The sequence below is a fragment of the Paraburkholderia sp. HP33-1 genome, from assembly GCF_021390595.1.
In the GTDB taxonomy this organism is placed as follows: Bacteria; Pseudomonadota; Gammaproteobacteria; order Burkholderiales; family Burkholderiaceae; genus Paraburkholderia.
Window position 1 is genome coordinate 778062 of sequence record NZ_JAJEJR010000001.1, and the last position, 12399, is coordinate 790460.

Here is a 12399-nt window from a genome sequence, read left to right on the forward strand (position 1 = left end):
CGCACGACTTGCCGCTCGTCTACTGCAAGGCACATGCCATGTGACGCATTCGACGCGCCTGGCACTTGATGCCTGCTGCGGCGCGGTTATCGGCGAGGGGCCGAGCGCGCCGCTCCATCGATGCCGCGGCGCGAAACTGGTGCAGTCGCGCGCGCCGCGCCTCGTTCGGGTGCGCGTCGCGCCGCCACGAAGCGTACTTCGCCGCCAGCGAATCGCCGTGGGCGCACCCGGTGCTTCAGCGGTGCATGAACGGCATAAGTGCGCCGCGTCTTTGTGCATGGCGTGTGCTCTGCCTACACTGAAAGACCACGGATGCAGAACGAGGAGACCCGACATGAGCGAAACCGCCACCGTCAGCCCACCCGATATGTCGGCTTTCTGGATGCCCTTTACCGCGAACCGTCAGTTCAAGAGCGCACCCCGGCTGCTCGCGAGCGCGAAGGGGATGTACTACACGACCCACGATGGCCGCCGCGTTCTGGACGGCACGGCGGGCTTGTGGTGCGTGAACGCGGGCCATTGCCGCGACGAGATCGTCGCGGCGGTGCAGGCGCAGGCCGCGGAAATGGATTTCGCGCCCACCTTCCAGATGGGGCATCCGAAGGCCTTCGAGGCCGCGACTAAAATCGCGCGTCATACGCCTGGCGATCTGAAGCACATCTTTTTTGCGAACTCGGGTTCCGAAGCGGTCGATACCGCGCTGAAGATCGCGCTTGCCTATTACCGCGCGAAAGGCGAAGGGCAGCGGACCCGGCTGATCGGACGCGAGCGCGGCTATCACGGCGTCGGCTTCGGCGGGATTTCGGTCGGTGGTATCGCGCCGAATCGCAAGGCGTTTTCAGGTGGGTTGCTGCCGGCGGTCGATCATTTGCCGCATACGCTCAATCTGAAGGAGGCGGCGTTTTCGAAGGGGCAGCCCGTGTGGGGCGCGCATCTGGCCGACGAACTCGAGCGGCTCGTCGCGCTGCACGATGGGTCGACGATTGCCGCGGTGATCGTCGAGCCGGTGGCGGGCTCGACAGGTGTTTTGATCCCACCGCAGGGCTATCTGCAGCGTCTGCGCGAGATCTGCGACAAATACGGCATCCTGCTGATCTTCGACGAAGTGATCACCGGCTGGGGACGGCTCGGTGCGCCGTTCGCTGCGCAGTACTTCGGCGTTACGCCCGATCTGCTGACGATGGCCAAGGGCACCAACAACGCCGCGGCGCCGATGGGTGCGGTCGCGGCGAGCGCGAAGATTCACGACACGATCGTGGATGGCGCGCCGGGCGGCATCGAGCTGTTTCACGGGTATACGTATTCGGGGCATCCGATCGCGGCGGCTGCCGCTTGCGCGACTATCGATCTGTACGAACGCGAGCAGCTGTTCGAACGCGCCGCGCGGATGGCGCCGGTGTTTGAACGCGCGATTCACAAGCTGCGCGGCGAGCCGTATGTGATTGACGTGCGCAATCTGGGGCTCGTGGGCGGTGTCGAATTGGCGTCGCGCGATGGCGCACCCGGGGCGCGTGCTTATGACGTGTTCGTGCGCTGCTACGAGAAGGGCGTGCTCACGCGCTATACCGGCGATATTCTCGCGTTCTCGCCGCCGTTGATTGTCGATGAAGCGCAGATCGAGGAGATCTTTGGGACGGTGGCGGAGGTGTTGAGGGAGACGGCGTAGGGGCGGCTCGCGAAGGGCGCGCGAGCTTAGCCAAGGGCAATGATCGAGTCGATCAATTCCGCGCCGCCTTCGATATCTTCGTGCCCAACAAAACGGGACACTTCCATGTGCCCATCGCCGAACACGTCGATTTCGATGCGCTGGCCAACGACGGTGACGGAAACAAGCACGCTGCCTCGTCGTTGGCGGCTTAGCGAATAGTGAATTTTGGCATCGTCGAGTTTGTCGAGCAGGTCGTGTAGTGGATGGGGCATGGCTATCGGGTGCTTTGTGGCGCGGTCAGGCCTTACGAACAAACAGCTGGGAAAGACGCGCACAAAAGAGCCGACTCTCGAGGGTCGGATTTTGCGCTTCAATCGAACGATTCAGGAGCGACAGTTCCGCCCTCAATCACCAGATGTTTCGCGTCGCGTTTGGACTCGAAGAACCGCCAGTCCTCGCGATCCGATGTTACGTCCGGCGCTACGATCAAACGGAACGTTTGCGACAAGGAAACGATCAGGCCGCAGTCGGAGTTGACCGATATGCTCTCGACGATGATGGGTACGTTTCGCGCTAGCAATTGCCGCAGACGCAGTGCGAATGCGTTGGCCTCCTCGTCGGAACCCTCGAGAGATTCTTCAGTTGCGATGACTTTGCCCGCCTCACTGAGCGTCCAGACGCACTGAATATGCAGAGCCCACGCGCTGACCTGCCTGGGTACACCATAAAAGTCCTTCTCCTCGTGCTTCGGACCAAAACCCAAGGTAAGCATATCCGCTGCACGACTGACGCCGCTCCATTCCACGCCTTGAAGTACCGACAAGCGACGCTCGATTTCTCTTTGATCGTTAATCATTAAAAGTTCTCCTCAAACTGTCTGGTGTCACCACAGATTGAACATGTCTTTGGCCCGTTCCATGATTTCGTGAAATCCCATTGGAGGCTGATTGCGAAGCTCGTGATGAAGCTGCTGGGCCTGATCGGGAGTCAGGCGCAGAATTCTGGCAACGTCATTGGTCTGTTTGTTCTGCGCGAAATTGTTGCGCGGCCTTCCTTCGCTACCAGCCAATTCCATCGCGTCGCCGTTCGGCAAATCATGCTGATAGTCGAACGGCTGCGCATGGCCGAGCAGCGTTGATGTGTTCCGATCGTCGGCGAGGTCGTTACCATCGGTGACTGCGCGCGCGGCGATTAACGGGGTTTGCCAGGTGATCGGAACATACCGGCTGGCCAGCAAGGATTCTCCGTTCGGGAGATCGACTTCCCTCGCCGGGAGATTCCTCACCGGCGTGCAGTGGGGAGGTGGAAACAGGTCAGCGCGAGGGCCTTTGATGGCAAGCCGGGCGCCCTTGCGCACATCGTTGAGAAGTGCATTGATGATCCACCAGCCATCGGTGTTCGGGTTCCAGTTTCGCACACCATGAAACGCAAGCAACTTACGATCAATGAGACGCCTGACCAGCGTCAGGTCCTCCTTCCACTTCCTTTGATTCAGTTCGGCAATACCCAGAAATTCCAGGGTCTCCGCCCTGGCCTTCTGCAGGTCTGCGGCCTTTCCGAGGCACGCCTTGTAGTGCCGTTCGTCGCAGATTACGTAACAGGCACCCAGCGGCCTCTGACAGAAAAGCTCCACGGAGTGCATCTCGAATAAGGACCGGGACATAGGTATTTCAACGATCTATTTGAAGTTGCTGCCCGGAATGGCAGCATCCAGATAGATACCGTGCTCGAGGTTGTCCGCATATGGGCGACGGCCCAAAATCGCGGCGACTTTTGCGAGCCTTGATTTTGTGGAGTTTTCGCAACCGTTCCCGCTGATGTGGGAGCCGAAAAGACGAACGGAGCAAGGACCGTCAGTCCTTGCTTCGCTTCAATGCGCTACCACGCGGCGAATCTCACTCTCGCGTACGACTTGTTCATGCGCTGTTTCGAGAAGGGCGTGCCGACGCCCTATACGAGCGATATTCTCGCGTTCTCGCCGCCGTTGATTGTCGATGAAGCGCAGATCGAGGAGATTTTTGAGGACCGTGGCGGAGGTGTTGTGGGAGACGGCGTAGGGGGCGAGCAGCGTGGCGGCCATTGTGTGCGGGCGTTGCACTCCTCAACGATTGGCACGTCGCTGCACGAACAGAGAGCCGGGAAAAGCAGGCACAAAAAAGCCGACTCGCGAGGGTCGGCTTTCCGTTCTCCCAGCGTCCTAAACAGATGGTTTTGGTTCTACTTCAAGGGAATCAAACTCTATAAACAATTCAGCGCCTAGTGTCGCCTGAACAACCGCGATGTTTTTCAACGGCTTCCCTTTCCCCCGTGAGTAGCTTACTTCAAGCAACGCTAGCGCCTTCCGGTGCTCGTTCGAATTGAAATCGGTCAGTACCTTCATTGAGTAAATGATGTTCTGTATCAGAAAGTCGTTGACCCAGCATCAGGCGGCTTTATACGGTGGCCGCCGCGCATCCGCATGGCGGCTCCGAGGCCTTCGCGCACGAGATGCGGCGCGTCGTGATCGCCGCGGCGTTCGGCCTGTCGGCAGAACAGATCACGCAGGACTGGAGCCGGACTAACCGATTAGTCGCAGCTAATCTTCTTGACGACTCCACCAGGGCCATAAACAAGCCGGCACTCTTTGTAGGAAGCGGGTAGTTGCCTTGCAAGCACAATGCTGGTGCCTTCATATCGACACCCGAGCCAGATCGGGACACCGCTTGATCGAAAGCGCCACCGGGCTAGTCGCTCGTGACCCGACAATGCTGTGTCGCTTGTCGGGACAATGCTTGCGTTCTTTTTAGGATCATCATCGAAGAAAGTTACCCCCTGCAAAAAGCGAGGTGACGTATCCATCTGGGGGGGCCATTCTTGGGATATCGGTTGACTCAATGACTCATTGACTGAAATTGATGGCAAGCACGTCAATTCTGTTGCGCAAGCCTGATTCGTGAGGACGAGACCAAGTGACGCGATCACCGCCGCCACCAAGAGATTCGATTTCACCATTCGATCACCGGGAAAGCATTCCCATCGTTGCTCAAGCCCCCGGAACGCGGGTGCCAATAAATTGTTCGCCGGCGTACCTGATTCTGGCTGTTCCACTGATCCATGACCTGAATACCACTGGCGTCCTGTCCGAGATAGATAGCAGCGTGTTTGCGAGTACTTCCGTGTTGCGGATACCGGCCGCCCACAAACGTGGCAATGGCGGTTCCCGTAGGGACCGGGTCTGTTTGACCTGGCGCCACCCTTACGATTTTCATGCCCTCGCGCCACACCGCTGTATGAGGTGCGGTTAAGGTTTGCCGGATGAACTCAACGCACTCTGTATGACCTTTCGCATTGGGAAAGCGTTTGCCGCTGTAGGTCGTAGCGTTGGCCAATATGCGACTCATATCAAATGCCCTGTAACTATGAGGCTTCAAAGTCTATGCGCGAAACTCCATCGTCCATGTGGGCATACTCTGAAAATATTTGGCTGAATGATGGGTCAGGAAAACAAAGACCCCACAAGCCAAAGATCTTGCGGGGTCTTTGCCACCGATTCTGGCGCGGCACAACGACAAACGGCGCAAGGACCGTCAGCCCTTGCGCCGCTTCAATGCGCTACCTTCGCGGTGAATCTCAGTAAGTCGGAACCGAAGGATCGACCTGACGCGACCAGGCGTCGATTCCGCCTTGCAGATTGAACACGTTGGTGTGTCCGCGCGATTCGAGGAACATCGCGACTTGCGCGCTGCGCGCGCCATGATGGCAGATGCAGACGATCTGCGCGTCGTCGTCGAGCTCTTCGCTGCGCGCCGGAATCTCGCGCATCGGAATCGACACGATGCCGGCCATCGACGCCGTTTGCAGTTCCCAAGGCTCGCGCACGTCGAGCAGCACGGGTGCGGGGCGCGAGGTATCGGCGAGCCATTCGGCGAGTGCGGGAGCGGTCAGGTTTTGCATCAGCGGGACATCCAGTTCGGTGGACGGCGGCAAGTGCGCCGTCCGGATCGATAACGCGTTTCGGGAGGCGGCTTAGAACTTGAACCGCGCCGGCTGTACCGCATTAGTCAGCGGCTCGACATAGGTTTCAAACACGTCGGCGATACGGTATTGCTTCTCGTCGATGCGCGTGATGATTTGCGCCTTCATCACCGGCGCGGTGCCGACGAACGCCGCGAGACGGCCGCCGACCTTCAGCTGTTCGAGGATGTCCTGCGGCAGCACCGGCAGACCGCCCGACACGCAGATCACGTCGTACGGCGCCGCGCCGCTCCAGCCGCGCGCGGCGTCGCCGGTTGCGACTTCGGCGTTCAGCACGCCGTTGGCGATCAGGTTGCTCTTCGCGAACTCGGCCAGCTCCGGTTCGATGTCGACCGTCAGCACGTGTTGCGCGCGATGCGCGAGCAGCGCCGCCATGTAACCCGAGCCAGCGCCGATTTCGAGCACGCTTTCGTGCTTCTTCACCGCCAGTTCCTGCAGCACGCGTGCCTCGACGCGCGGCGCCAGCATGTGCTGGCCGGCCGGCAGCGGCACTTCGAAGTCGACGAACGCGAGATCGCGGTAAGCGGCGGGGACGAAATTCTCACGTTTGACGATCGACAGCAGATTCAGCACGTCCTGGTCGAGCACTTCCCAGGGGCGGATCTGCTGTTCGATCATGTTGAAACGCGCTTGCTCGATGTTCATGGTGGATTCGGCGGTTTTGGTTTGGCGAGCGGGCGGCGGCTGCCGCTGACTTTTGCCCTGACCCGGCCCCGGCGGAACGTCGGCGGCCGCGGCTTCGGGCAAGGCGTTCGCATTGCAAGCCGCGTCAGGGGAACGGCGGGATTGTACCAAATGGCCGACTCGCTCCGGACGCTCGCGGGCAAGCGCCAGGCCGGGCCGCCCCCGTGTTAATCCCTAGCGATCCGTCCTTGCGATTCGCCTCTCCATCGCCAAAAAATGTAATCGATTACATTTTCGCTGCGAGGTCGCGTGTCCCGAACGCCGTCCCGATCGTCGCCGGCCGCGCTGTCCGGCGCAGGCAATCAACCTCAACCTCAGTCGCAGAAGCGGTCGCCGCGCGCGGCCGACGGGCCCTCGATTGCCGGCGTGGCCGAGCAGGCGGGCGTGTCGGTCGCGACGGTGTCGCGCGTGCTGAACGGCCACGAGAACGTGCGGCCCGCCACGCGCGACAAGGTGCTGGCCGCGATCGACGCGAGCGGCTATCGCGTGAACGAGCTCGCGCGCAATCTGCGCACTGCCGAAAGCCGCCTGCTGCTGACGATGGTGCCGGACTTCGGCAATCCGTTTTACGCGGAGATCGTGCGCGGCATCGACAGCGTCGCGCGTCAGCACGGGTATTTCATGCTGCTGTGCGACACCGGCGCGGACCCGGGGCGCGAGCGCAGCTATTTCGACATGCTGCGCCGTCGCCGCGCGGACGGCGCGATCTGCCTCGACCCGGCGACGATCCAGCAGGCGCTAGGGGAAGCGTCGCAGGCGCTGCCTTGGGTCGCGTGCTGCGAGTTCGATCCGCAAATGGGCGTGCCGTACGTCGGCATCGACAACTACCGCGCGGCGGGCGACGCGGTGCGTCATCTGCTCGCGCGTGGCCACCGGCGCATTGGGCTCATCAATTCCGATGTCGGCTATCTGTATGCGCGCCAGCGTCAGCAGGGCTACCTCGACGCCATGAGCGACGCGGGCATCGCGCCCGATCCGCACTGGCGCATGAATCTGAACAGCCTCGATTACGAAGCGGGCGCATCGGCCGCGGCCCGGTTGATGCAGCGGCCGGATGCGCCGAGCGCGATCTTCGCGGTGTCGGACACGCTAGCGATCGGCGTGATCCACGGCTTGCGCAGCGTCGGCAAGCGCGTGCCCGACGACGTCGCCGTGGCCGGCTTCGACGACATCTCGCTCGCCGCGCAGATCGATCCTCCGCTCACGACCATCGCGCAGCCGATGCGCGAACTCGGGGAAACCGCCGCGCGTCTGTTGCTGCAGCGCCTCGCAAATCCCCAGGCCAACGTGCCGGGCGTGTTGCTGCCGCATCGTCTCGTGATTCGTGGGAGTGCTTGAGCCATGAGCCTCGCGATCCGCTTCGACGACATCCGCAAAGACTTCGGGCCCGTGCGCGTGCTGCACGGCGTGAGCTTCGAGCTGGCGCCTGGCCGCATCTACGGTCTGCTCGGCGAGAACGGCGCGGGCAAGTCGACGCTGATGAAAATCCTCGCGGGTTACGAAACGGCAACGTCGGGCAACGTCCTGGTCGACGGTCACGCGCAGCGCTTCACCGGTTCGCGCGAGGCCGAGGCGCAGGGCATCGTGCTGATCCACCAGGAGTTCAACCTCGCCGAGCCTCTGACGATCGCGCAGAACATGTACCTCGGCCACGAGAAGCGGCGCGGCTGGTTCGTCGACGATGCCTCGATGCGCAGCGAGGCCGCACGCTATCTCGCGCAGGTCGGGCTCGAGCGCGCGCCGGACACGAAGGTGAGCGAGCTGATCGTGGCGGAAAAGCAGATGGTCGAGATCGCGAAGGCGCTGTCGCGCCGCGCGCGTCTGTTGATCATGGACGAACCGACCGCGACGCTGACGCCCGCCGAGACCGAACGCCTCTTCGCCCTGATGCTGAAGCTCAAGGCCGACGGCGTGACGATCGTCTACATCTCGCACAAGCTCGACGAAGTGGAGCGCATCACCGATGAAGTGATCGTGATGCGCGACGGCCGCTTCGTCGCGCGTGGCGAGACCGCGGGGCTCGCGCGTCAGCAGATGGCGAACCTGATGGTCGGGCGCGACGTGTCCGATATGTTTCCCGACAAGCTCACGGTTTCCGCCGACGCCCCGCTTGCACTGCGTGTCAGCGGGCTGACGGTGCCCGACTGGGTCGAGGATCTGAGCTTCGAGGTGCGCGCGGGCGAGGTGCTCGGCTTCGCGGGCCTCGTCGGCGCGGGCCGCACCGAGGCGTTCGAGGCGATCATCGGCTTGCGCAAACGCACCGGCGGCAGCATTGAAATCGCGGGCCGGCCCGTCGATCTGAAGAGTCCGCGCGACGCGATGCGCCACGGTCTCACGTATCTGAGCGAGGACCGTAAGGGCAAGGGCCTGCACGTCGACCTGAGCCTGCAGGACAACGTCACGCTGATGACTCTCGAACGCTACGCGCATCCGCTGCTCGACATGAAAGCGGGACGCGCCGCCTTGCAGAAGGCCGTCGGCGAGTTCGGCATCCGTAGCGGCGACCTGTCGAGCCGTGCGCGCATGCTGTCGGGTGGCAACCAGCAGAAGCTCGCGCTCGCGAAGTTCCTGCAGCCGGACCCGAACGTGATCGTGCTCGACGAGCCGACGCGCGGCGTCGACGTCGGCGCGAAGCGCGACATCTACTTCCTGATTCATCGTCTCGCCGCGCAGGGCCGCGCGGTGATCGTCATTTCATCCGAACTGGTCGAGCTGATCGGCTTGTGCCATCGCGTTGCCGTGATGCGCGCGGGACGCCTGCAAGCGACGCTGACGCTCGAACATCTGACCGAAGAGGAGTTGATCGCTCATGCGACCGGCACCCACTGAAGCCGTGCAATCACGCCGCGCGCTGCGCGTCGCGCAGCGGCTCTACACACTCGGGCCGCTCGCCGGGCTGATTCTGCTGTGCATCGTCGGCACGCTGCTCAACCGCGACTTCGCGACCCTCGACAACCTCATGAACGTGCTCACGCGAACGTCGTTCATCGGCATCATCGCGGTCGGCATGACCTTCGTGATCATCTCGGGCGGCATCGATCTGTCGGTCGGCTCGATGGCCGCGCTGATCGCGGGCATCATGATCTGGCTGATGAACAGGCTCGCCGCGGGCGCGGGCGGTCATGCGTTTGCGCCGCTCGTGATCGTGACGATCGGGATCGTGGCGGCGTTCGTGCTCGGCGCGTTGTTCGGCTGCGCGCATGGCCTGCTGATCACCAAAGGGCGCATCGAGCCGTTCATCGTCACGCTCGGCACGCTCGGCATTTTTCGGGCGGTGCTCACATGGCTTGCCGATGGCGGTGCGCTGACGCTCAATGATTCGTTATCCGATCTCTATGGTCCCGTCTATTACGCGAGCCTGTTCGGCGTACCGGTGCCGATCTGGGTGTTTCTCGTGGTCGCGGCGGGCGGCGCGCTGATCCTCAATCGCACCGCGTTCGGCCGGCACGTGCAGGCGATCGGCTCGAACGAACAGGTCGCGCGTTATGCGGCGATTCGCGTCGATACGGTGAAGATCGTCACCTATGTGCTGCTCGGGATTTGCGTGGGCGTGGCCACGGTGCTCTACGTGCCGCGCCTCGGGTCCGCGACGCCGACCACGGGCCTCTTGTGGGAGCTCGAAGCGATCGCGTCGGTGGTCGTGGGCGGCACGGCGCTCAAGGGCGGCGAAGGACGCGTGATCGGCACAGTCATCGGCGCGATCCTGCTGTCGGTGATCGCGAACATCCTGAACCTGACCAGCATCATCAGCGTGTATCTGAACGCGGCGGTGCAGGGCGTCGTGATTATTTTCGTCGCGTTCGTGCAGCGTGGGCGGCGTTAGCGGCGCACTGCCGGGCGGCGCGAGCGCAGTGAAGAAAACGTAGCAATGCAAGCGTAGCAATGCAGGCGCGGTAAACCAACGGCAGGTCCGGAAAATCGGGGCGAGCGAACGCCTCATGATTGGAGACACACACCATGAAGCAAGTCATTCGAGCGATCGGCGCCGGCATGCTGGCGTTGGGGATACTGGGCACGATCGGCGCGGCGCGCGCCGACGACAAGGTGACGCTGGGCGTCGCGATTCCGACGGCCGATCACGGCTTCACCGGCGGCATCGTCTGGTGGGCGAACAAGGCGAAGGAAGATATGGAGAAGGCGCATCCCGATCTGAAAGTGATCGTGAAGACCGCGGCCAACGCGCCCGAGCAGGCCAACCAGTTGCAGGATCTCGTGACGGTCAACAAGATCAACGCGCTCGTGATCTTCCCGTACGAATCGGCGACGCTGACGCAGCCGGTCGAGCAGGTGAAGCGAAAGGGCGTGTATGTGACGGTGGTCGACCGGGGTCTGACGAACACGAGCGCACAGGATGCCTATGTAGCGGGCGACAACACCGCGTTCGGCAAGATTCCCGCCGAGTATCTGGCGAAGGCGCTCGACGGCAAGGGCAACGTCGTCGCGCTGCGCGGCATTCCGACCACGCTCGACAACGAGCGCTGGACCGCCTTCACCGGCGTGATGAAAAACTATCCGGACATCAAGATTCTCGACGCGAAGTATGCGAACTGGAATCGTGACGACGCGTTCAAGGTGATGCAGGACTATCTGACGCGCTTCAAGCACATCGACGCCGTCTGGGCGGCCGACGACGACATGGCGGTCGGCGTGCTGAAGGCGATCGATCAGGCCAAGCGCAATGACATCAAGATCGTGTTCGGCGGCGCGGGCTCGAAGGGCATGGTGAAGAACGTGATGGACGGCGCGCCGATGATCAGGGCCGACGTGTCGTACTCGCCGAAATTCATCTATGACGCGATCAAGCTGACGGCCGAAGCGCGGCTCAAAGGCGACAAGCTGCCGCCCACGACGATCATTCCGTCGGTGCTGATCACGAAGGAGAACGCGCAGCAGTTCTATTTCCCGGACTCGCCGTTCTGAGCGGCGCCGTGTGCATCGTCTAGCGCGCGGGCGCGGCCCGCGCGCACAGTTCGAGGAACGTACGATGAAAACCATCAAAGGGCCGGCGATTTTTCTCGCGCAGTTCATGGGCGACGACGTGCCGTTCGACAACCTCGCGCATCTCGCGGGCTGGGCCGCGGGTCTCGGTTTCAAGGGCATCCAGGTACCGTGCGACCCGCGCCTGATCGATCTCGAGAAAGCGGCCGCGAGCGACGCGTATTGCGACGAACTGCGCGAGACCGCCGACAACGCGGGCGTCGCGATCACCGAACTATCGACGCATCTGCAGGGGCAACTGGTCGCCGTGCATCCGGCTTACGACACGCTATTCGACGGCTTCGCCGCGCCGCACGTGCGCGGCAATCCGGCGGCGCGCACCGGCTGGGCCATCGAGCAGATGAAGCTCGCGGCGCAGGCGTCGCGTCGTCTGGGCCTGGGCACGCACGTGTCGTTTTCGGGGGCGCTCGCGTGGCCGTATCTGTACCCGTGGCCGCAGCGGCCGGCCGGTCTCGTCGAAGCCGCGTTCGACGAACTCGCGCGCCGCTGGACGCCGATTCTCGATGCGTTCGACGCGGCCGGCGTCGACATCTGCTACGAACTGCATCCGGGCGAAGACCTGCACGACGGCGTGACGTTCGAGCGCTTTCTCGCGGCGGTCAAACAGCATCCGCGTGCGAACATCCTGTACGACCCGAGCCATTTCGTGCTGCAGCAGCTCGACTATCTCGCGTTCATTGATATCTATCACGACCGCATCAAGGCGTTTCATGTGAAGGACGCGGAGTTTCGGCCGACCGGCAAGCAGGGCGTGTACGGCGGCTATAGCGGCTGGGTTGAACGCGCGGGGCGCTTTCGCTCGCTCGGCGATGGGCAGATCGACTTCGGCGCGATCTTCTCGAAGATGGCGCAGTTCGATTTTCCGGGCTGGGCCGTGCTCGAATGGGAATGTGCGCTGAAGCATCCGCACGACGGCGCGCGCGAAGGCGCCGAGTTCATCCGGCGTCACATCATTTGCGTGGCCGAGCATGCGTTCGATGACTTCGCGGGCAGTGGAGTCGATGCCGCGCAACTGAAGAGCGTGCTGGGTATCTGAACGACGTACAGCGATAGAC

13 protein-coding genes and 1 pseudogene are annotated in these 12399 nt (G+C 62.6%); 7 read left to right on the top strand and 7 right to left on the bottom strand.

What is annotated here, in order from left to right:
• The first annotated feature begins 334 nt into the window (after positions 1–334).
• A complete protein-coding gene (locus L0U81_RS03545; RefSeq protein WP_233800207.1) occupies positions 335–1666 on the top strand; it encodes an aspartate aminotransferase family protein in 1332 nt (443 codons plus the stop codon).
• Positions 1667–1692: 26 nt separating this feature from the next.
• Here L0U81_RS03545 and L0U81_RS03550 read toward each other — a convergent pair whose 3' ends face one another.
• The 3 genes from L0U81_RS03550 to L0U81_RS03560 are packed head-to-tail and all read right to left on the bottom strand — an operon-like array spanning position 1693 to position 3311.
• Positions 1693–2022 (bottom strand): hypothetical protein, encoded by a 330-nt coding sequence (locus L0U81_RS03550; RefSeq protein ID WP_233800208.1) that lies wholly within the window; start codon positions 2020–2022, stop codon positions 1693–1695.
• Positions 2019–2504: a hypothetical protein gene (locus tag L0U81_RS03555; protein ID WP_233800209.1), complete on the bottom strand. Its 486-nt coding sequence runs from the start codon at positions 2502–2504 to the stop codon at positions 2019–2021. The genes L0U81_RS03550 and L0U81_RS03555 overlap by 4 nt, the downstream gene beginning before the upstream one ends.
• Positions 2505–2531: 27 nt before the next feature.
• Positions 2532–3311, bottom strand: a complete 780-nt coding sequence (locus tag L0U81_RS03560) for a hypothetical protein (protein WP_233800210.1) — start codon at positions 3309–3311, stop codon at positions 2532–2534.
• A 240-nt stretch (positions 3312–3551) separates the two neighbouring features.
• On the opposite strand from L0U81_RS03560, the pseudogene L0U81_RS33780 reads away from it, so the two are divergent.
• Positions 3552–3705 (top strand): annotated as a pseudogene (locus L0U81_RS33780) (aspartate aminotransferase family protein); the annotation flags it as partial.
• Positions 3706–4213: 508 nt separating this feature from the next.
• Here the strand turns inward: L0U81_RS33780 and L0U81_RS33785 are convergent.
• The 4 genes from L0U81_RS33785 to L0U81_RS03580 form a co-directional block, all read right to left on the bottom strand.
• Positions 4214–4639 (bottom strand): STY0301 family protein, encoded by a 426-nt coding sequence (locus tag L0U81_RS33785; protein ID WP_442793382.1) that lies wholly within the window; start codon positions 4637–4639, stop codon positions 4214–4216.
• Positions 4633–5028: a BPSL0067 family protein gene (locus L0U81_RS03570; protein WP_233800212.1), complete on the bottom strand. Its 396-nt coding sequence runs from the start codon at positions 5026–5028 to the stop codon at positions 4633–4635. Before L0U81_RS03570 ends, L0U81_RS33785 begins: the two co-directional genes overlap by 7 nt.
• Before the next feature lie 229 nt (positions 5029–5257).
• Entirely contained in the window at positions 5258–5581 is a 324-nt protein-coding gene (locus L0U81_RS03575) for a rhodanese-like domain-containing protein (protein ID WP_013088667.1), read from the bottom strand.
• A 72-nt stretch (positions 5582–5653) separates the two neighbouring features.
• Positions 5654–6307 carry a protein-L-isoaspartate O-methyltransferase family protein gene (locus tag L0U81_RS03580; protein ID WP_233800213.1) on the bottom strand — a complete coding sequence of 218 codons (654 nt, stop codon included), beginning with the start codon at positions 6305–6307 and terminating at the stop codon, positions 5654–5656.
• 288 nt (positions 6308–6595) lie between these two features.
• Between L0U81_RS03580 and L0U81_RS03585 the strand changes: the two genes are divergently transcribed.
• The 5 genes from L0U81_RS03585 to L0U81_RS03605 all read left to right on the top strand — a co-directional run bounded on the left by L0U81_RS03585 (position 6596) and on the right by L0U81_RS03605 (position 12380).
• Positions 6596–7684, top strand: coding sequence for a LacI family DNA-binding transcriptional regulator (locus L0U81_RS03585; protein WP_233800214.1), 1089 nt, complete (start codon positions 6596–6598; stop codon positions 7682–7684).
• A gap of 3 nt (positions 7685–7687) precedes the next feature.
• Positions 7688–9175 carry a sugar ABC transporter ATP-binding protein gene (locus tag L0U81_RS03590; protein ID WP_233800215.1) on the top strand — a complete coding sequence of 496 codons (1488 nt, stop codon included), beginning with the start codon at positions 7688–7690 and terminating at the stop codon, positions 9173–9175.
• A complete protein-coding gene (locus L0U81_RS03595; protein WP_233800216.1) occupies positions 9156–10169 on the top strand; it encodes an ABC transporter permease in 1014 nt (337 codons plus the stop codon). The genes L0U81_RS03590 and L0U81_RS03595 overlap by 20 nt, the downstream gene beginning before the upstream one ends.
• Positions 10170–10303: 134 nt before the next feature.
• Positions 10304–11266 carry a substrate-binding domain-containing protein gene (locus tag L0U81_RS03600; RefSeq protein ID WP_233800217.1) on the top strand — a complete coding sequence of 321 codons (963 nt, stop codon included), beginning with the start codon at positions 10304–10306 and terminating at the stop codon, positions 11264–11266.
• 64 nt (positions 11267–11330) lie between these two features.
• Positions 11331–12380: a sugar phosphate isomerase/epimerase family protein gene (locus L0U81_RS03605; RefSeq protein WP_233800218.1), complete on the top strand. Its 1050-nt coding sequence runs from the start codon at positions 11331–11333 to the stop codon at positions 12378–12380.
• Positions 12381–12399: the final 19 nt, after the last annotated feature.

Coding starts and splice junctions, on each gene's coding strand:
- L0U81_RS03555 (WP_233800209.1), bottom strand. CDS start 2,504: ATGATTAACGATCAAAGAGAAATCGAGCGTCGCTTGTCGGTACTTCAA.
- L0U81_RS03560 (WP_233800210.1), bottom strand. CDS start 3,311: ATGTCCCGGTCCTTATTCGAGATGCACTCCGTGGAGCTTTTCTGTCAG.
- L0U81_RS03605 (WP_233800218.1), top strand. CDS start 11,331: ATGAAAACCATCAAAGGGCCGGCGATTTTTCTCGCGCAGTTCATGGGC.
- L0U81_RS03570 (WP_233800212.1), bottom strand. CDS start 5,028: ATGAGTCGCATATTGGCCAACGCTACGACCTACAGCGGCAAACGCTTT.
- L0U81_RS03600 (WP_233800217.1), top strand. CDS start 10,304: ATGAAGCAAGTCATTCGAGCGATCGGCGCCGGCATGCTGGCGTTGGGG.
- L0U81_RS03590 (WP_233800215.1), top strand. CDS start 7,688: ATGAGCCTCGCGATCCGCTTCGACGACATCCGCAAAGACTTCGGGCCC.
- L0U81_RS03545 (WP_233800207.1), top strand. CDS start 335: ATGAGCGAAACCGCCACCGTCAGCCCACCCGATATGTCGGCTTTCTGG.
- L0U81_RS33785 (WP_442793382.1), bottom strand. CDS start 4,639: ATGGTGAAATCGAATCTCTTGGTGGCGGCGGTGATCGCGTCACTTGGT.
- L0U81_RS03575 (WP_013088667.1), bottom strand. CDS start 5,581: ATGCAAAACCTGACCGCTCCCGCACTCGCCGAATGGCTCGCCGATACC.
- L0U81_RS03595 (WP_233800216.1), top strand. CDS start 9,156: ATGCGACCGGCACCCACTGAAGCCGTGCAATCACGCCGCGCGCTGCGC.
- L0U81_RS03580 (WP_233800213.1), bottom strand. CDS start 6,307: ATGAACATCGAGCAAGCGCGTTTCAACATGATCGAACAGCAGATCCGC.